This is a genomic window from Vreelandella sp. F11 (genome assembly GCF_042466685.1).
Lineage (GTDB): Bacteria > Pseudomonadota > Gammaproteobacteria > Pseudomonadales > Halomonadaceae > Vreelandella.
In genome coordinates this window covers 4,449,563-4,468,713 of record NZ_CP170448.1, presented here as the reverse complement: position 1 = coordinate 4,468,713, position 19,151 = coordinate 4,449,563, and the positions used below count along the sequence as shown (strand labels likewise).

17 protein-coding genes are annotated in these 19,151 nt (G+C 53.9%); 9 read left to right on the top strand and 8 right to left on the bottom strand.

The window, feature by feature from the left end; translation table 11 throughout:
• Positions 1-413: 413 nt before the first annotated feature.
• Positions 414-1,667, top strand: coding sequence for an aspartate aminotransferase family protein (locus ACFIOZ_RS20355; protein WP_386080850.1), 1,254 nt, complete (start codon positions 414-416; stop codon positions 1,665-1,667).
• Positions 1,668-1,888: 221 nt separating this feature from the next.
• The gene (locus tag ACFIOZ_RS20350) at positions 1,889-3,262 is read left to right on the top strand and encodes a VOC family protein (protein WP_386080848.1); all 1,374 of its coding nucleotides are present in this window, start codon (positions 1,889-1,891) and stop codon (positions 3,260-3,262) included.
• A 146-nt stretch (positions 3,263-3,408) separates the two neighbouring features.
• Here the strand turns inward: ACFIOZ_RS20350 and ACFIOZ_RS20345 are convergent, their stop codons facing one another.
• The 3 genes from ACFIOZ_RS20345 to ACFIOZ_RS20335 form a co-directional block, all read right to left on the bottom strand.
• Entirely contained in the window at positions 3,409-4,701 is a 1,293-nt protein-coding gene (locus ACFIOZ_RS20345) for an NAD(P)/FAD-dependent oxidoreductase (RefSeq protein ID WP_386080847.1), read from the bottom strand.
• 54 nt (positions 4,702-4,755) lie between these two features.
• Positions 4,756-6,213, bottom strand: a complete 1,458-nt coding sequence (nhaC, locus tag ACFIOZ_RS20340) for a Na+/H+ antiporter NhaC (RefSeq protein ID WP_386080846.1) — start codon at positions 6,211-6,213, stop codon at positions 4,756-4,758.
• A 69-nt stretch (positions 6,214-6,282) separates the two neighbouring features.
• A complete protein-coding gene (locus ACFIOZ_RS20335) occupies positions 6,283-7,776 on the bottom strand; it encodes an aldehyde dehydrogenase family protein (RefSeq protein ID WP_386080845.1) in 1,494 nt (497 codons plus the stop codon).
• A 123-nt stretch (positions 7,777-7,899) separates the two neighbouring features.
• Between ACFIOZ_RS20335 and gcvA the strand changes: the two genes are divergently transcribed.
• A complete protein-coding gene (gene gcvA / locus ACFIOZ_RS20330; RefSeq protein ID WP_386080843.1) occupies positions 7,900-8,784 on the top strand; it encodes a transcriptional regulator GcvA in 885 nt (294 codons plus the stop codon).
• Between the two features lie 47 nt (positions 8,785-8,831).
• Here the strand turns inward: gcvA and ACFIOZ_RS20325 are convergent, their stop codons facing one another.
• Positions 8,832-9,689 carry an amidohydrolase family protein gene (locus ACFIOZ_RS20325; protein WP_386080842.1) on the bottom strand — a complete coding sequence of 286 codons (858 nt, stop codon included), beginning with the start codon at positions 9,687-9,689 and terminating at the stop codon, positions 8,832-8,834.
• Positions 9,690-9,778: 89 nt separating this feature from the next.
• Here ACFIOZ_RS20325 and ACFIOZ_RS20320 point away from each other — a divergent pair, with 89 nt between their 5' ends.
• The 4 genes from ACFIOZ_RS20320 to ACFIOZ_RS20305 are packed head-to-tail and all read left to right on the top strand — an operon-like array spanning position 9,779 to position 13,541.
• A complete protein-coding gene (locus ACFIOZ_RS20320; RefSeq protein WP_386080840.1) occupies positions 9,779-10,537 on the top strand; it encodes a GntR family transcriptional regulator in 759 nt (252 codons plus the stop codon).
• 56 nt (positions 10,538-10,593) lie between these two features.
• Complete coding sequence (locus ACFIOZ_RS20315) at positions 10,594-11,556, top strand: Bug family tripartite tricarboxylate transporter substrate binding protein (RefSeq protein ID WP_386080839.1); 963 nt, start codon at positions 10,594-10,596, stop codon at positions 11,554-11,556.
• Positions 11,557-11,585: 29 nt separating this feature from the next.
• The gene (locus tag ACFIOZ_RS20310; protein WP_386080837.1) at positions 11,586-12,035 is read left to right on the top strand and encodes a tripartite tricarboxylate transporter TctB family protein; all 450 of its coding nucleotides are present in this window, start codon (positions 11,586-11,588) and stop codon (positions 12,033-12,035) included.
• 15 nt (positions 12,036-12,050) lie between these two features.
• Entirely contained in the window at positions 12,051-13,541 is a 1,491-nt protein-coding gene (locus tag ACFIOZ_RS20305; RefSeq protein WP_386080835.1) for a tripartite tricarboxylate transporter permease, read from the top strand.
• 97 nt (positions 13,542-13,638) lie between these two features.
• Here the strand turns inward: ACFIOZ_RS20305 and ACFIOZ_RS20300 are convergent, their stop codons facing one another.
• A complete protein-coding gene (locus tag ACFIOZ_RS20300) occupies positions 13,639-14,493 on the bottom strand; it encodes a diguanylate cyclase domain-containing protein (RefSeq protein ID WP_386080834.1) in 855 nt (284 codons plus the stop codon).
• 183 nt (positions 14,494-14,676) lie between these two features.
• On the opposite strand from ACFIOZ_RS20300, the gene ACFIOZ_RS20295 reads away from it, so the two are divergent.
• A complete protein-coding gene (locus ACFIOZ_RS20295; RefSeq protein WP_386080832.1) occupies positions 14,677-15,960 on the top strand; it encodes an MFS transporter in 1,284 nt (427 codons plus the stop codon).
• 276 nt (positions 15,961-16,236) lie between these two features.
• Here the strand turns inward: ACFIOZ_RS20295 and ACFIOZ_RS20290 are convergent, their stop codons facing one another.
• Together ACFIOZ_RS20290 and hppD are read right to left on the bottom strand one after the other, a co-directional pair.
• The gene (locus ACFIOZ_RS20290) at positions 16,237-16,614 is read right to left on the bottom strand and encodes a Rieske (2Fe-2S) protein (RefSeq protein WP_386080830.1); all 378 of its coding nucleotides are present in this window, start codon (positions 16,612-16,614) and stop codon (positions 16,237-16,239) included.
• Positions 16,615-16,625: 11 nt separating this feature from the next.
• The gene (gene hppD, locus ACFIOZ_RS20285) at positions 16,626-17,735 is read right to left on the bottom strand and encodes a 4-hydroxyphenylpyruvate dioxygenase (RefSeq protein WP_386080828.1); all 1,110 of its coding nucleotides are present in this window, start codon (positions 17,733-17,735) and stop codon (positions 16,626-16,628) included.
• Positions 17,736-17,863: 128 nt separating this feature from the next.
• On the opposite strand from hppD, the gene ACFIOZ_RS20280 reads away from it, so the two are divergent.
• Positions 17,864-18,340 (top strand): Lrp/AsnC family transcriptional regulator, encoded by a 477-nt coding sequence (locus ACFIOZ_RS20280; RefSeq protein WP_064235591.1) that lies wholly within the window; start codon positions 17,864-17,866, stop codon positions 18,338-18,340.
• A 214-nt stretch (positions 18,341-18,554) separates the two neighbouring features.
• Here ACFIOZ_RS20280 and ACFIOZ_RS20275 read toward each other — a convergent pair whose 3' ends face one another.
• Entirely contained in the window at positions 18,555-19,037 is a 483-nt protein-coding gene (locus ACFIOZ_RS20275) for a hypothetical protein (RefSeq protein WP_386080826.1), read from the bottom strand.
• Positions 19,038-19,151: the final 114 nt, after the last annotated feature.

Genomic DNA, 19,151 nt, shown 5'->3' with positions numbered 1-19,151 from the left:
AAAACTGATGTTTACTTCGGGGTGATAATGCCAGCCTTGGCAAAATAGCCTCTTAAAACGCTCACTGAGCCTGCTCAGTGAGCGAAAAATCATCTAAGCGCTGTGTTTCATTGTTTTATTAAGCTGAATCTAATTTTTTGATAAAGCTTCCCTCAGGCTAGGCACTTCTACTCTGCTAAGGCCGCCCAATCTCTAAGCTTTCACTGCTATGAGGCGCTCATATGTCGCAGTGGGCTAGCAATAAATTCATTCTTTTTATGCAGAGTTGATATTGGATCGACTTGATTTCCTATCGTTTCTGCTCGGTGCATTCCAATTTGGAATGCATTGAGCGTTTTTTTTCGTTTGTGAACCGTTGCGTGAGTTTGCTTTGATAGTGTCATTCACACGAAATGACAGGAGGCGTCACGGCAATGGATCTTCCCCACGTAAGTGCCGCGCTGGGTGTCATACACCCGATTTGTATTGCGCGTGGGCGCAATGCTGAAGTTTGGGATGAAGCAGGGCAGCGCTATATCGATTTTATCGGCGGCATTGGCGTACTGAATCTTGGTCATTGCCACCCGGCGGTGGTGGAAGCCGTTAAAGCCCAAGTCGAGACCTTGATGCACTCTGCCTTTAATGCGCTGCCGCATCGTGGTTATTTAGCGGTGACGGAGGCGCTGAATCAGTTCGTACCAGTGTCGTATCCGTTGTCGTGCATGTTGGCGAACAGTGGCGCAGAGGCCACCGAAAATGCGCTTAAAGTTGCCCGTGGCGTGACGGGGCGGCAAGCGGTTATTGCTTTTGATGATGCTTTCCATGGTCGGACGCTGGCAGCGTTAAACCTGAATGGCAAAGTTAAACCCTACAAATCGGGATTAGGCGCCTTGCCGGGGCCGGTTTATCACCTGCCTTTTCCCAGCCAGGACAGCGGTGTGACGGCCGAACAGGCGCTGGCTGCGCTGGAGAGGCTGTTTGACGTTGAACTACCCGCCGATGAAGTCGCTAGCATTATCGTTGAGCCCATTCAGGGCGAAGGTGGCTTTCGTTTACTCTGCCCGCAGTTTGCCAAAGCGCTGCGAGACGTTTGCGATAAACACAACATCTTGTTGATTTGTGACGAGATTCAGTCTGGCTTTGGGCGCACTGGTCAGCGATTTGGCTTTACCCATTTGGGTATCGAACCGGATCTCTTGCTAATGGGGAAAAGCATGGCGGCAGGCCTGCCGCTGGCCGCAGTGGTAGGTCGGCGTGAAGTCATGGATGCGCTGCCCAAAGGGGCTTTGGGCGGCACCTACTCGGGTAATGCGGTGGCCTGCGCGGCTGCACTGGCCGTGATGGATGTCATGCAGGAGGAGGCGCTAAGTGCATGGTCAGATGCACAGGAAGCGGCGATTGTCAGTGCTTATCAACGCTGGAAAGCAAGCGAGCGCTTCCCCATGGTGGGGACGATAACAGGCATTGGCGCTATGCGCGGCATCGTCTTTGAAGACACTGAACACGCAACGGGGGCGGAGCACTTAGCTAACCTGTTGGTAGCCGCTCGCGATGCCGGTGTTTTACTAATGCCCAGTGGTCGTAAACGTAATATCTTACGCTTATTGCCGCCTTTGACCGCCGAGCCAGAGATTATGGCAGAGGGATTAGGGTTAATTGAGCAGGCGCTGAAGACGCTTAAGGCATGATCGGCAGAACCATTGAGTGATTCATCGGCAACTGACTAGGCTTTGTCTGAAAACTGACTGCGCTCGACCATACGGCGTTAAAAATCGGCTCAAAGTACTCATTTACAACACGTAAACTCCGTCTTTTCGCCGATTTTTGCCTTGTCTGGCCTTCGCTCGCCGACTTTTCAGACAAAGCCTAGCCAGCTATTTTTTAACAATACGCTATAGAGAGTCATACAATGACCCAGAAAGACCTTCTTTCCACCAATGACGTTCGCGACCGTTTCTCCAAGGCCATGTCGGCCATGTATCAAACAGAAGTGCCGCAGTACGGCACGCTGCTTGAACTGGTGGAAAGCGTTAACCAGGAAACCCTTAGCCAGCAGCCTGAACTGCACCGTCGGCTGGAAGCCCAGGGCGAGCTGGCACGTTTGAGCGTCGAACGCCACGGGGCGATACGTGTGGGAACAGCTGACGAACTTTCCATGCTGCGCCGTCTGTTTGCCGTCATGGGTATGTACCCGGTGGGTTATTACGACCTCTCTGAAGCGGGGGTGCCGGTTCACTCAACGGCCTTCCGGCCCATTGATGACGACGCCCTGGCGATGAACCCTTTCCGGGTGTTTACCTCGCTCCTACGTCTAGAACTCATTGAGAGTGAGGCGCTGCGCCAGCGTTCAGAAGAGATTCTGACGAAGCGCGATATTTTTACCCCGGGCGCCCGCGAGCTCATCGAACGTCATGAAACCCAGGGGGGATTAACCCGCGAGGAAGCCGACCAGTTTGTCACGGAAGCCTTGGAAACCTTCCGCTGGCACCAGGATGCCACGGTCGATCTGGAGACGTATCAAGCGTTACACGACGAGCACCGGTTGATTGCTGATGTGGTGTGCTTCCGCGGGCCGCATATCAACCACCTGACGCCGCGTACCTTGAATATCGACGAAGTGCAGCGCCGCATGCCGGAGATGGGCATGAACCCAAAAGCCGTCATCGAAGGGCCGCCGCCCCGCAGGTGCCCCATTTTGCTGCGCCAAACCAGCTTTAAGGCATTAGAAGAGTCGATTCGCTTTGCCGGTGACGCCCAAGGTACCCATACCGCACGTTTTGGTGAAATCGAGCAGCGCGGTATGGCGCTGACGCCGAAAGGCCGCGCGCTGTATGACCAGTTGCTCAACGAAGGCCGTAAACAAACCGCTGGGCTTGATAACGACGCGCACCAACGGGTCATGAAAGACGTCTTTGCCAAGCTTCCTGATAATGACGAGACCATGCGCCGGGAGGGCCTGGCGTACTTTCACTACCATCTGACAGCCGCCGGTCAGGCTGCTAAAGGGAGTGCCGGTCACGATATTGAGGCGTTGATCGAACAAGGCCTGGTGGAAGCCCAGCCCATTACCTATGAGGACTTTCTACCGGTCAGCGCGGCGGGCATTTTCCAATCGAACCTGGGGGGAGGGCAGAACGAGGCCTATGCGGGTAACGCTAATCGTGATGCCTTCGAAGAGGCGCTGGGGGCGCGGGTCACCGATGAGCTATCGCTCTATGCCGAGCGCGAAAACGCTTCCAAAGCTAAGGTGATAGCAACGCTCAAAGGTGAAGTGCTCGTTTAGAAGCTGCATGCAGCACAAGGATGTGCTGCAGTGTCTTTAAGTTAAAGGATGGCATTTAGACAATAAGCTAAACACAAAAACGTGCGCATGCGGTTAATTCGCGGCGCACGTTTTTATTTAAAGAATCGTAAGTAGTGACACTCTTATTAAATCAGCACCCGTAGACACTGGCCTGCATGATATAGCGAGAAGCCGCTCTCATAGGCACAGCTCCATAACGGGCGAGCTTTAATGGGTTTAGGCTGCGATAACGGCAGAGGGAGCAGGCTGTCATCGCCCTTGGCAATATAGTGAGCAAACCCCTCGCCCACCACGGTGCCGGTGGTAACACCGCGCCCGTTGTAACCGGTGGCTGACAATATTCCGGGGGCCGGTTCAAAAATACGTAAGGTGTGGTCAGGGGTAAAGGCGACCTTGCCCGTCCAGGTGTATTGCCAGCGAACGCTGCCAAGTACAGGAAAGTAGTGGTGCTGTATCGTATCGGCCCAACGGGTCAGGTAGCTCAGCGGCTTGCCTTCGCCTTTGCCCAGGCTGCCTAGTAACAGGCGACCTTCCTTATCGCGCCGGATGCTGCTCAGCACGGTGCGCGTGTCCCAGGCACCTTGCTTGCCTGGAAGTATCGCCTCGGCGGCTGCGCCAGTAAGCGGCTCCGACGCCAGTTGATAGTAATACCCGGTAAAAAAGTGCTGGCGGACTTGATTCCAGTCATCTTCGCTATAAGCGTTGGTGGCCATCACCACTCTGTTCGCGGTCACGCTACCGTTTGCGGTCAACACGCGCCATCGATCCCCTTTTCGCTCGATCCCGGTTACCGCGCTTTGGCAGTAAAGCATGGCGCCCAAGTTGGCCGCCGTGCGCGCAAGTCCTCGCGTATAGGCGCACGGGTTGATAGTGCCCGCACGCTCATCAAGAAGTGCTGCCTGTATCTGGGACGTGCCGGTCGCACGCTCGCATGCCTCTCCTTCCAAGAGCGTCACCGGCGCCCCACGGTGTTGCAATTGATCGCGACGTCGTGCGAGCTCCTGGCAGCCTTTGGCGTTATGGCCAAGATGCAGCGTGCCTGTTCGGGTGGCATCGCACGCGATCCCATGGCGTTCGATGAGGTCGAAGACTTTTGACGGTGCGCCGCCCAGCACCGTGTTGGCCCGCTCACCGTTCTCTTTACCCAGCGCGGCCACAATGTCATCGGGGGGTATCCACAGCCCGGCATTGACCAGACCCACATTGCGTCCTGAACCGCCACTGGGAATATCCCCCGCCTCCAGCAAGGTTGCTTGGATACCTTGCTCGGCCAGGTGCAATGCGGTGGAGAGACCCGTAATTCCGCCGCCCACCACACACACATCGACCTCTTCATGGTTGGCTAAAGCGGGATAGTCTTGAGGCGTTTCAGCACTCGTTTCGGGCCAAAGGCAGCGCTCGGAGAGGGTCGTTGGCATTTTAATGCCTCCTTAAAAAGAAGCGCAGGCCGGCCCAAGGCCGACCTTAGGTGGCTATGAAGTCGCTTGAGAGGTTGGAGCAGCGTGCGGCGCTTCAGTCGCGTATGTTTCAGGCTGATCAGGTTCGTCGCGGGGAATAAAGCGGCCGGTGAGTGCCCAAAGCAGTCCGAATAGCGGCGATAGCCAGCAGGCAAAGGCGAAAGGTGCATAAGCCAGTGTGGGTACACCGATGGTCGATGACACAAACCCACCGCCCATGTTCCAGGGAATCAATGGGGAAGAGAGCGTGCCGTTGTCTTCGATTGAGCGCGACAGCGTACAGGTTTTGTAGCCCATGGCCTGATACTGACCTTTTAGCAGACGGCCGGGTAAAACCAGCGTTGTATACACATCGCCGATAATCGTGCTCACCGCGAGCGTCGTGCCAGAGCTTGTCGCCACCAGGCTGAAGCGACCTTTAATCAGCCGCATTAGCTGCTTGATGATTGCATCCACAGTGCCATACGCCTCCAACATCCCAGCGAACCCCAACGCAAAAAAAGTCAAGGTGACCACCCAGGTCATGGAGAGCACGCCACCACTGCTTAAAAGTGCATCAATCGCCGAATTGCCGGTATCGCTGCTAAAACCATTCTGCATCGCATCGAATACCGCGTGTAAGGATTCACCTTGAACACCGATGGCCACCAAGCCGCCTATGGCCGCGCCGGTAAAGATGGTGGGAAAGGGGGGAAACTTGAACAGTGCTAGGCCAATCACGACAACGGGTGGGATCAGGGTGATCCAGGAAAGTGTAAAGGTGTCATCAAGGGCCTGGCGAAAGGTGGCAATATCCGTGCTGCGCTCGAATTGACCGCCGTAGTCAGCGCCCAACCACACATAAAGCATCAGCGCTATTAGCATCGCGGGCACTGTGGTCGCCATCATGCTGCGTATATGGCTCCATAGATCCGTTTCACAGACCGCCGGTGTTAAATTGGTCGTCTCTGATAAGGGCGACATTTTATCGCCAAAGAAGGCGCCTGAAACGAGCGCCCCGCCCGTTAGGTGCATGGGAATGCCCAACCCCTCCCCGATGCCCATCAGGGCAAGCCCGAGTGTCCCGACCGTCCCCCAGGATGTGCCCGTCGCGAGAGATACCAGGGCACTAATCACACAAGTAGCGACGAGGAAATAGGAGGGGGAGACCAGCTGAAAACCATAATACATCAGCGTGGGCACTGTGCCGGAAAGGATCCAGGTGCCAATCACCATGCCGACCGCCAAGAGAATAAAAATGGCGGGCATGCCGAGCTTGACCACCTCCAGCATAGAGGCTTCCATTTTTTCCCAGGGGACGCCCCGTATACGCCCGCATATGGCGCAAATCATAATGCCGAAAGCTAACGGAATATGGGGAGTAAAGTCAGAGAAAATAAAAAACTGCAGTATAAGAATGGCGGTAGTGGCCAGCAGCGGTAGTAGCGCCATCGCGAGGCCCGGCGTCGGGCCGATTTGGACATCGTCACGCATACATCACCTTCTTTTTTGTGTTGTTCGTAAGGGCTCCTTACTAAAGAGCCCTTGCTTGATGGAGAAGGGTTAGTCGAATTTAATGCCTTGGGCTAATGGGAGTTCGCGGGAGTAGTTCACGGTGTTGGTTTGGCGACGCATATAGCTTTTCCAGACGTCAGACCCTGACTCACGGCCGCCGCCAGTCTCTTTCTCGCCGCCAAAGGCGCCGCCAATTTCAGCGCCGCTGGGGCCGATGTTGATGTTAGCGATGCCGCAGTCACTGCCGACGGCGGAGACGAAGGTTTCAGCCTCACGCACATCGGTCGTAAAGATGCAGGAGGATAGCCCCTGGGGAACGTCATTATTGGTGGCAATGGCCTCATCCAGCGCTTGATAGGTGAGCACATAGAGAATGGGCGCAAAGGTTTCGTGCTTGACCAGCGAATTTTGCTCGGTTACCTCAACAATGGCGGGTTCCACATAGTAGCCATCATCGTTATTGGCAACGTCGACGCGTTTACCCCCGAAGACATTCGCCCCCTGCTCACGCGCTTTGTCCAATACGCTCTGCATGGCGTCGAAGGCTTGGTGATCGATCAAGGGGCCTACCAGATTGCCTTCCAGCGGGTTGCCAATGCTCACCCCTTGGTAAGCCTTTTTCAGCCGCGCCAACACGTCATCCTTGATGGACTCATGAACGATCAAGCGACGAAGCGTGGTGCAGCGCTGGCCTGCCGTACCGACCGCGGAGAAGAGAATGGCGCGCGTCGCCATGTCCAGATCGGCACTCGGTGCCAAAATCATCGCATTGTTGCCGCCCAGCTCGAGAATGCTACGACCAAAGCGCGACGCCACTTTGGGGCCTACTTCGCGACCCATACGGGTGCTGCCAGTGGCACTGATAAGCGCCACGCGTGGGTCATCCACTAACTGTTCGCCCGCTGCCCGTTCGCCAATAATCACCTGGCTCAAATGCTTGGGCGCTTCATCACCGAACGCCTCTATCGCGCGATCCAATAATGCTTGGCAGGCGAGTGCCGTTAACGGGGTTTTTTCAGAAGGCTTCCATAGCAGGCTATTGCCACATACCAGTGCCAGGGCGGAGTTCCATGCCCAGGGAGCAACGGGGAAGTTGAACGCGGTAATCAGGCCAATCGGGCCTAATGGGTGCCAACTTTCCCGCATATGGTGGCCGGGGCGCTCGGAAGCAATGGTCAGGCCAAACAACTGGCGAGATTGGCCAACGGCGAGATCGCAAATATCGATCATTTCCTGAACTTCGCCCAGGCCTTCCGGAAGGATTTTGCCGCACTCCCAGGTGACCAACTCACTCAATGATTGTTTATGTTCGCGCAGTTGCTCGCCAAACAGGCGAACCAATTCACCGCGACGGGGCGCTGGTACACGCTTCCAGGCTGAAAAAGCTTTTTCTGCATTCGCGATAGCGGTATCCACTTCGCTGCTGGAGGTGGTTGTCAGACGGCCAATCTCGCTGCCATCAATGGGGGTGGTGACAACAAGGTCACCGCCTTGATACTGCTCTTTCGCGACGCCCATTTTTTCCATCAGGGAATGAATCATTGCTTCACCAAATGTTGAGTTGTGAGTAAATTGGTTTCAGGGCCAGTATTGCTAGGGTATTGGTGAGCCATCAAACGATGTTTATGAAAAACATCATTCCTTTATTTCATAAGGTGAGCTGGGATGCGACGTCGACATTTGCCTTCATTAACCGGCTTGCACTGTTTTGAAGCAGCTGCACGTCATCTCAGTTTCACCCGTGCAGCGGATGAGCTAAGCCTGACCCAGAGCGCCGTGAGCAAGCAGGTCTCTCATCTGGAAGCGACGCTGCAACATCCGCTATTCAGGCGGGTAAGAAAGCGGTTGCATCTAACGCCAGAAGGGGCGGTTTACTTGAGTGAAGCGCGCAAAATCCTGGCTCAGGTGGAGATGTCGACGCGCTATATGCAGTCCTATGGTGTGGAATCCGATGTATTGAATGTTGCCACCTTGCCCACTTTTGGAGCGCGTTGGCTCATCCCCCGATTGAATGGTTTTCGTTTTAAACACCCAAGCATTAACCTCAATATTTCGAATCGGGCCGAGCCGTTTGACATGCAAAAGGAGCGCATTGAGATTGCCTTCTTTTTTGGCCATGGGGTATGGCCGCGTGCCGAATGCGTCAAGTTACTGGATGAGGAAGTCGTGCCTGTCTGTGCGCCTGGCGTGATGGAGCAAACGAACGTCAATGACCCGCTCGCGCTCACCAGGCTGATCCTGTTGCAGGTATCGACGCGCCCGGAAGCCTGGCATGACTGGTTTGAAGCCCAGAACCTATATACCGAGCACAGTTACCACGGGCCAAGGTTTGATACTTTTTATATGGCACTAAGAGCCGCGCGAGCAGGGTGTGGTGTCGCATTAGTGCCGAAATTTCTTGCTCAAGAGGAGCTTGATGAGGGGAAGCTGGTTATTCCCTGGCCGTTCTCACTCAACAGCCAGGATGCTTACTACATGGCTTACCCAGAACATATGGCTGATTTACATAAAGTTAAATCCTTTATCGAATGGATAAAGGCACGACTGTAGTTTTCTTTCGTCTGCATTCGCAGGCGGCGCGTCGTTTAACTCGACTATCAACACGCTAACTTAAACAATGCTCTAGGAGTTGTATCAAGAATGTGGTGGCGATCATCAGCATCGCTAATCCACTCACTGAGCCATCTATAGGTATCCGGGTATGTATGTAAATCTTCATGCCGTGTCCACGGCCAGTCACTGCCCCACACCAGCCGATCACGCCCAAGATAAGCTAATAAAGCCTGGACATGGGGTTTGAGGTTAATCACGGGGGAGCGATAGGGGGCTGAAAGCTTCACCCAAGTACGTTCTGCCTGTCCGGCCGCAAGCAGCAGACGACACCCTGGATCCTCCATTGGGTTGGCATCGACAGGAAGTCCGATATGATCGATGACGAGCTTCACGCCATGCGCATGCAACGCCGGAAAAATGTCAGGCAACCGGTTGCCTTCCAGGTGTAACTCAAGATGCCAGTCCATGACCTTGAGATGATCCAGAAAGTCTATCCATTGAGGATCATTGAGGTTTGGCAATGCACTGCGCCCCTCAATGAGGTTCCACCGCACGCCCACAATGCCTGCAGCATCAAGAGCGGCTATTTCCTCGCGCGTTGTCTCCTTGGCGAGCTGAACGACTCCGCGATAGGAGTAATCAAGCTTGGCAAGCATTTCAAGCAGCTGCCGGTTGTCATTGCCCAGAAAACTTGGTTGCACCAATACGCCACCGCTTAATTGGCAGTTTGCAAGGTTTTCTTGCCAATCAACAAGTGGAGCGGGTCGGGAGGGGCTGTAGTTAGATCCTTTGACGTTGCTAACAGGCCCGTAAGCATGCGCATGACAATCAAAACCTAATTTCACTTTTGTCCCCTCATAACGGTTGCCTGGAGATTTCGCATCGATCGCTTTATTATACATAAGTCTAGTTCTCTAGAGAACTGGTTGACTGGAAGTATACACGGGTCTTCAATGACCTCAAGAAATCAAGATAACCACTGGGTGACCCTATGCGAGCCAGATTCACTGCTAATACGGACGGAAGATTACCTCTGTATGCCAAACTCCGCGATCAATTAGGCTCAAGGATCGCCAATGGTGAGTGGAAACCAGGTGATATGCTCCCCTCGGAGAACCGGTTAGCCGAAGAGTATGGCGTTGCGTTGGCAACGATGCGGATGGCTATGAAGCAGCTAGTTGATGAGGGGCTGCTGGATCGGCGGCGAGGTACCGGCACTTTTGTTAAGCAACCCGCCTTCCGCGCCGATCTGTTTCGTTTTTTCCATGTTCATGATGTGGAAGACCCCGATGTCCCTGTTATTCCGGAAAGTCGAATTCTTAGTTGCCAGGAAGTTCCCCTTCCCCCCGAGGTACAGAAAGCCTTTGGTGAGGACTCAGCCAGCCACTGTATAAAGCTGGAACGCGTTCGCCTTTGGTCAGGCGAACCGCTGCTGTTTGAAGAGGTTTATCTACGTCTACCCGATTTCGAAGAGCTCTTATCGCTAAACCCAAAAACGATGGGCCCTTTGTTGTATCCCGTATTTCTAGAGAAATTCGGGATTTTAATCTCGTCAGCCACTGACGAGCTCTCGTTCGGCATGGCTACCGAGACCAGCGCCAAGCAATTGGAACTAGCGCCTGAGGCCCCGGTTGCTGTCATCCAGCGTATTGCCCGCAACCCCGCAGGCAGAGTCATCGAGTTTCGCCGAGTCCACGGACGACCTGAACGGTTCCGCTACCGTGTCACGCTCGGCGATCAACCCGCATGAGATCACTTTTGATGCACGCCTGAACACCCTGCACTCCTAGAGAAAGGTATCTAACAATGAAAACATTACAACTGACATCGGTTGTTGCTCTATCAGCGTTGACCGCTATGCCTCTCATGGCTGACGACTACCCGAATCGTCCCATCGAAATCGTCGTACCGGCACCCGCTGGCGGTGGCACTGACAACGTTGCACGCATGCTTAACCAATACCTTCAGGAAGAGTTAGGCGAGTCACTGGCCGTGCTGAATGTTGCTGGCGGAGGTGGTGCTATTGGGGTCAACCAGATTGCCCGTGCCAGGCCCGATGGCTACACACTGCTGTCTACCTGGAATAGCCCTATTACCACCGTGCCGCATATGCAGCGTGTTCAGTACTCCTACGCGACATTGACCCCCATCACCAGCACTTCGCAGAGCGCCTACACCATGTGTGTAGCTCCCGACTTTCCCGCTGAAACGGGTGAGGAGTTCCTGGCCGAGCTACAGAGTAATCCCGGTCAATATACCTACGGCAATGACGGGGTCGGTGGCACCATGCGCTTGGCAGCAGAGCGTATCTTCGAAGCCTATGACATTGAGGCGCGTCCTATCCCATTTGGCGGCGCTGGCGAGACCCTGCAAAACTTCCTGGGTGGGCATGTGGATATCTACGGTGGCTCCATCACACCCGTGCTTCCCTATGTGGAGGATGGCAAGGCGAAGTGCCTACTCGTCACCTCAGCCGACGATAACGAGGCCCTTCCTCAGGCGTCAGGCCTGGCAGCACTCGGCCACCCTGAACTGGAAACCGTGCTATGGCGCATGATGCTGGCACCGGAGGGCATGGATGAGCAGCGCGTTAATGTCATCGCCGATGCCGTCGCTAAAGCCGTCGAACATCCTGAGTTCCAAACGTTCCTGGCATCTCAAGGCGAGACGCTGAATCTGGTACGCGGTGAAGAGCTGCGTGAGCGTTTGCATCAGGAAACCGAAGCGATTGGTGAGACACTCGAAAAGCTTGGGCTTAAGAAAAACTAATTCATCGCGTAATGGACGGTAACTTGCTCATGAACTTCAGAGATATTATCTCTGGCATCGCCTTCCTCATCCTTGGCTGCACGGTGGTCTGGGTGGGGAGTGGCTTTGATGCTGGCGCCGCTTACGTGCCTATGGGGGTGGGTATTCTGATGTGCCTGTTCTCACTTCCTCTGATACTTAAAGGCGCTGTGCAGGCATTAGCAGCAGGGGAGACGGGCACTGTGAAATCACCCCTAATCGACCATCCTGGACGGTTTATGGCAACCGTTGCTTGTTGCCTGATCTATTACCTGGCTATGCCAACCGTGGGTTTTTACTCCACTAGCACCCTGTTCATCGTTCTCCTGGCCCTGGTGCTGGGTGAAAGGCGCCCTGTTGTGGTTCTAGGTATCACTGTGGGCTTCATCGCCCTCTTATACGGGTTGTTTGCGATAGTATTGAAGCGGCCCTTGCCCGTCGAATTTTTCCTGGTTTCCTAAATAGGGTGGCACGCTATGTTTGATTCCTTATTCAACGCCTTGCCCGTGGCCCTGCAGTTTGGTTCCTTGGTCAGTCTTTTCGTCGGTACACTGGTGGGGATTTTGATCGGTGCGCTACCTGGCCTTAATCCGGTCATGGCCATTGCGCTTATGCTGCCACTGACATACGGGTTCGATCCTGTGATTGCGCTAGGGCTGGTAGCCGGTATCTACAATGGCTCAATGTATGGTGGCGCCATTCCGGCCATCTTACTAAAAATCCCAGGCACGCCAGCGGCCATTGCAACGACATTCGACGGTTACCCGATGACCCGCAATGGGCAGGGCGGGCTGGCGCTCAAGACGGCGTGCTGGTCGTCAGCGGTGGGTGGAATTATCAGCGCCATAGCGTTGATGACGTTAGCGCCTCTGTTGGCTCAGGTAACGCTGGCTTTTGGGCCTACTGAGTACTTCTGGGTGGCCGTTTTCGGTCTTGTAAGCATCGCCGTATTGGTGGGCAGTGATATCAGCAAAGGCATGCTCAGCGCCCTGTTGGGCGTTATTATCGGCCTTGTAGGCGTTGACACCATCAGTGGAGCGGAACGCTATACGTTCGATTCGCTTTATTTAAGTGGGGGCTTCGACCTGATCATCGTACTCATCGGCCTCTACGCGATTCCTCCAGTGCTGGAAATGGCCGAGAAGCGCAACGCGACCTACTACGATGCGGGAAGCTTCAAAGTCGATGCGAGTGGGAATGCGCTGACATTGATACGTCAGCACTGGCGCACGTGGACACGCTCATCGCTGATAGGGGTAAGCGTAGGCATTTTGCCAGGTGCTGGTGGTAATTTAGCGGCTTTGTTGAGTTATAACGAAGCGAAGCGCAAGTCTACGAACCCCGAATCTTTCGGCACGGGCAATCCAGTGGGGGTAGCCGCTGCTGAATCGGGCAACAGTGCCGACAATGCTTCGGCGATGATCCCATCTCTAACACTAGGGATTCCTGGCAATCTGGTCGCTGCCCTAGTGCTGGGTGCGCTGATGATTCATGGCCTTCAGCCCGGCCCGCAACTGTTTACGAAGTCGCCTGATGTGGTCTTCGGTTTCATGTGGCAGATGTTAATAACGGCGATGCTGCTCCTGTTACTGGGCGGCATGGTGGCTACCCGACTGTTTGCTCAGGTCTTGCGCATGCCGACCGCCCTGTTGGTTCCCACCACCTTGGTGCTAATGGCGGTGGGGGGGTACACCGTCAAAGGTAACATGATGGATCTATATGTCATGTTAGCTTTTGGCTTGATCGGCTATCTACTCCATCGACTTGCCTTCCCGCTTGCGCCAGTAGTGCTGGGGGTGCTGTTAGGGCCAATGGCGGAACAGAACTTACGCTTGGCAATGCTGCTCTCCCAAGACGACGTGGGCTCCCTCTTTACTCGTCCTATCTCGCAAGGGATTATCGCGCTACTGCTGCTGGTCGTATTTTCACAGGTTTGGAAAATGCTACGGAAAGGGCGTCAGGGTTAACGGCGTTACGAAAGGGATTCCACAGATTTATTGTCGAACTTTGTGGGCGGTAGTCAGGCAAACATTCCTAGCTGACTGCCGGTATCGATCATAACCGCTAACGACGGCGTCTTTTGATCTGATACATATGGCTGTCTGCATGGCTTAGCAGGGTGTCTGCATCCTTTCCATCGTCTGGATAACAGGCCACGCCGATGCTGCAGGAGGGCATTTCCAGTGCGCCGAATTCAGCGCTTAGCGGTTCGTTCATAGCCAGACGAATCTGTTCTACCTTCTCACTCACAGCATCGACTGTCTGGATGTCTGTTAACAGCACCGTGAACTCATCACCGCCCATGCGCGCCACGGTGTCTGTTTCGCGTACACAGCATTCCAATCGTCTTGCTACCGTGCAGAGGATCCTGTCTCCCACGGCGTGCCCGTGGGTATCATTGATGCCTTTGAAGTCATTGATGTCCAGAAACAGCAGCGCCAGACTGCTCTGGTAGCGATGCGCTGCACTCAGGCCTGACATCAGCCGATCATAAAAGAGCGCTCGGTTGGTCAGTTGTGTCAGCGGGTCATGATGGGCGAGATGGCGCAGTTCCTCCTCAGCTTTCATCAGTGCGGTAACGTTGCGAGCAACACCGACCCGCACTTCCTCTTCCTCGTACCAGCGGGCCGACCACAGGATATGCACGGTGCCACCGTCTTTACGAACATAGCGGTTGCGGAAATCCACGTGGGGCTTTCCCTCCATTACTCGGATAATCGAGTCCCGTGTGGCCGCTAAGTCGTCAGGGTGCATGTAGTCAGTGATCAGGGTGCCGATCAATTCGCTGGGAAGGTAGCCGAGCAGCGACTCACAGGCATCACTCACAAAGATGATCTGATTGTCTTTATCGACCACGAAAACAGTGTCCAGCATCAGGTGAATCAGTTTGGGGTAGAGCGCTTGCAGATCGACGGCCATAGGCTGGATTCATCCGTTTAGCATTTTTCGACTATAGAGCAAACTTGAAGGGGTGTGATAGCCATTATCCCGAAAACCGCTTCGGAAATTGACCGCCTACCTGCATTGCTCATTACCACTATGGCGACGACAATGAACTGAGCTCACATCTATAACGCAACAAGCGGCCATGGAGTAGTCAGTATGAAGACCTTGTCGAACATGGGGTTTGCTATCTTTGGTGCCGCGCTGGTTGCGATTAGTTATGGGCTGGCGCGTTTTACGTTTGGTCTGTTTGTGCCCTCCATCAGCGCCGAACTGGATCTCACTTCCTACCTGATCGGTATCATCGGGGCGCTACCCTTCATTAGCTTTGTGCTCGCTACACTGGTCGCACCGCTTGCCGCAGACCGGCTCGGTGCGCGTAACCTGGCAGTGCTCTCAGGTGGTTTCGGAGTGGGTGGACTGGGGCTGATCAGTCAGGCATCTGATGCACTCTCTCTGGGTGTGGGAGTGTTTATCTGCGGTATTTGCACCGGGTTGATGATGCCCGCGCTCACTGCGGCGATGCAGGCGCTGGTAAGCCGGGCCATGCATGGGCGTGTGAGCTCAATTATGAATGCTGGTACCAGTGTCGGTATTATCGTGGCGGTGCCGACGGTGGTGTTCCTGGCGGATGCCTGGCGCCTGACCTATACGATCTTTGCTGTGCTGACCGTCATGGGGGTTATCGCGGCCTGGTACTTTATCCCTTCGGTATCACGCGTGGTGCCAGCCAATGCAGCGCCGCCGCCGCCCATTACCCGGTTGCAGTGGTCGCGGCTCGTCCGGCTTTCGCTGTTTGCCTTCGCCATGGGCTTTGTTTCTGCTCCCTACTGGCTTTTTGCCCCCGACCTGGCGGTGACCCTCGGCGCGCTGCCCCCTAATCAAACCGGCTGGCTATGGTTTGCGGTCGGTATCGCGGGGCTGGGTGGGGCCGTCGTGAGTGACCTCGCTGATCGCAATAACCCGCCCATCACCCAGGCACTGATGTTGATGATGCTCTCTGCAAGCCTGGTGCTGCTGGCCGCTAGCCCAAGCCAGTTAGCGTTGGCGATGTTTTCCGCAATGGTGTTCGGGCTTGCCTACATGAGCCTAACGGGGCTCTACCTGATGACCGGCATCCGGCTACTGCCGGGGCGGCTTTCGATGGGGCCGGTGCTGCCTTTTTTGGCCTGTGCGCTTGGGCAGGCAGTGGGTTCCCCGGTGGTTGGTGTGTTGGTCGATGGATTTGGCTATGCGGATGCCTTTGCGATCTTCTCCGTTATTGGCATCCTGGTCGCGATTTTGTCGCCCATTTATCCCGGCCATATCGATTACTGGGCCGAGGAGGAGCCGCAGCCACTACCGGCGGAAGATACCGGCCTTCAGGCCGCCTACGATCACCAATTGCTGGACGAAGATGGCGAACCCATTGAGGCCGCCAGCGAAGAGACCGAAACGGCCTAGCAATTGCGCTGGGTGGCAAAGCGAAGCCGGTGGCAGCCAACCAGCGGCCGCACAGCGGTGCACTCGGGGGGCTTGACGGTTAAGAGCTTCTCAAACGATGAGAAGGTGCCAGAGTAGGCGCCACTCTCGAGCCTGGGGAGCTCTCTGGATCATAAGCGAACTCTTTTTGCTCGCTTATGATGTGAGCGAATAGTTGTGAATTTTTGTTCGAATCCAGCATGGCTATCCATTTATTAGCTGGAGCATAATAAAAAGCATAGTTTAATGGCTATTGTATTAAGATTGTCTATACCCAATGAATAAGTTGCCTGCTAAGTCTTCAACGACAGGTATGGCGTCAAGTTTGTCACAGTCGCCTGTTAAGCAGTCTCCCGTTTTAATGTCAAACGCCGCCCCATGCGCACTGCATAGAAAACGGTGGCCATCTGATGAAATGATACTGTCCGACCGATAGTTTAAAGGTAAGTATTGGTGAGGGCAGGCATTGACGTAGCAAGAAATCGTGCCATTTATGCGTGTTGCAATGACCGGGAAAGATCCATTGCTGCTTATTATTTCCAAGCAGCGTGCTTTGCCTTCTGGTATAGCGCTGGAAGGACAAATAATAGCCCCCTCTTGGGGGGCATTCGCATAGTTACGCCAAGCGTCGTACACAGTGTGACCTTTTACTCTTCAGCGTTACTTTGCAACACGCCGCGATTAATCTGATCCTCTTCGATGGACTCGAAAAGTGCTTTAAAATTGCCCTCTCCAAAACCATCATCGCCTTTGCGCTGAATAAACTCGAAGAAGATGGGGCCAATAACCGTTTTTGAGAAAATTTGTAGCAAAATTCGGGTTTCGCCACCGCCCACGACGCCTTCACCATCGATCAAAATGCCACGGCTACGCAGTTTGTCGAGGGGTTCCTGGTGGTCTTTAACGCGCTCTAGAGACTTTTCGTAATAGATGCTCGGCGGGCCAGGCATAAATTCGAGACCTGCATCAGCGATTAAGTCAGTGCCGGAGTAGATGTCGTTTGTGGCAATGGCGATATGCTGAATGCCTTCGCCGTTATATTCGCGCAAGTACTCTTCAATCTGGCTGTGATCGTCGGCACTTTCGTTAATGGGTATGCGAATTTTACCATCTGGAGAAGTCAATGCACGGCTGGTAAGACCTGTCATTTTACCGGTGATATCAAAGTAGCGTATTTCGCGGAAGTTAAAGGTGTCATGGTAAAACTTATACCATGTGTCCATATTGCCGCGAATAACGTTATGAGTGAGGTGATCAAGATAGTAAAAACCAAACCCCTTAGGATTAGGATCTACCTCATCGAACCACTCAAATTCGTTTGAATAACAGCTGCCTTTTTCGCCATACGTATCAATAAAGTAAAGCAGCGAACCGCCTATGCCAATAACCGCAGGCGCATCGATGGACTTATTACCTGTGAACTCTTCTGCACCCAAGTCGACGGCACGTTTTAGCGCATGCTGAGCATCAACGACGCGCCAAGCCATTGCTGGAGCACAGGGGCCGTGCGCCTCAATAAATGCTGACGCATGCGAGTTAGGCTCACTGTTAAGCAGGTAGTTGATATCGCCTTGACGATAAACGGTGATCGACTTGTCACGATGTTTTGCAACGGGCACGAACCCCATTTGCCGAAATAAACTATCTAGTTTTTCCGGCTCGGGGTGTGCAAATTCAACGAATTCAAAGCCATCTGTGCCCGCTGGGTTTGCATCACTGATGGTTGCTTTGGGTGCGTCATGAGGGAAGGGGCCCATCGCTGTCTCTCCTTTATTGTCTTGTTGGGTGACAAGTTCAGTATAGGGAAGAGGCGGTACAATTAGGTTGCAAACTAACCTAAGATGCAGCCAAATAGTGCATAGAATGTGCGTAATGGGAGTGCTGTATGCACGGAATTTCCTTGGATCGTTATGATCTTGCAATTTTGTCAGAGTTACAAAAGAACTCGGCCCTCACTAATTCAGAATTGGGAGAGCGTGTCAGCCTGTCTCCCTCGCAGTGCTCTCGACGCAAAGCACGGCTAGAAGCCGAAGGTGTCATTAAGGGGTATTCGGCTAGGCTCGATGCCACCAGCCTGGGGTTTGGGTTGCGTGCCATTACCAGAGTTAATCTCAAAGCTCATGGTGAAAGCATGGATGGTGATTTTGTGACGTTACTGACGAAGCATGCCATGGTTCGTGAGGCCTATTCTGTGTCGGGAGACGCAGACTATGTGTTACATATCATCGCCAAGGATCTAACAGCATTTTCGGACTTTATTCATCATCATTTATTACCTCATCCTAATGTCACCCAGGTTCGCTCAGAAATAATACTGCGTAGTATGAAAGAGGAGCAGGGGCTGCCAGTGAGTGGTGGCTAAGTAACTGAGTTGGTTGTGTGCCGTGAGGACTCTATGCGTCTTAAATTTAACTGCCAGAATCGGGTCGGTATCCTGCGCGATATAGTGGCCCAATTTGCTAGCCCGCGAATGCGCCACCAAACGTCATGAAGCAATTCCAGAAACAAGTTCTACATTAGGTTCTGCATAGCGTAGTTAAAGCGCTCCCCTCCGCCGTTGATGGGAGCGCTCTACGTTAATAGGATACGTTGATGGCCGCACGTGGGTTGTCGTGATGTGAAGCTAAGGCATCAAAGGCCTTTGCGTTGGGGCATAATTTGCGGCACTCATCAAGCTTGGCGCTCGCTCGCATGGCTTTCCAACAATCTCCAACGGCTGCGCATGCATTGCAGTTGTCACGCAGTACCACATAGTCGGCATGATTAATCAGGCCGCTCTCTTGAAGCGTATCCTCCTGAAGACCAAAGCGTTGCAACATTACTGGCATCAAGGTTCTGGCTGGACTGAAATGCGCCGTTGGGCCTGCCGCCAGTTGCTTTGCTATTTCCTGCTCAAAGCGTGGTTCTAGTGGTCTCCCCAGGTCATTGATAAGCGCATCATAGCTGGCGCTTGCTTCATGCTTCAGCTTGTGGGCTAACGTCGCGGTTGACGATGCATAGCAGCGTTCTGTTAGGCGTTCCCACCAAGAGGTGGTGTCTGTGTTTTGTGTAGTACCCATAGTAATACTCCCCCAGGGGGTCTTGATGAAAACATCAGTATCAGCCTGGGAGAGATGCACTATCTTGACGGGGATCAATTTGGTTTCAAGTGAAACGTAAAAATTGAATTAACC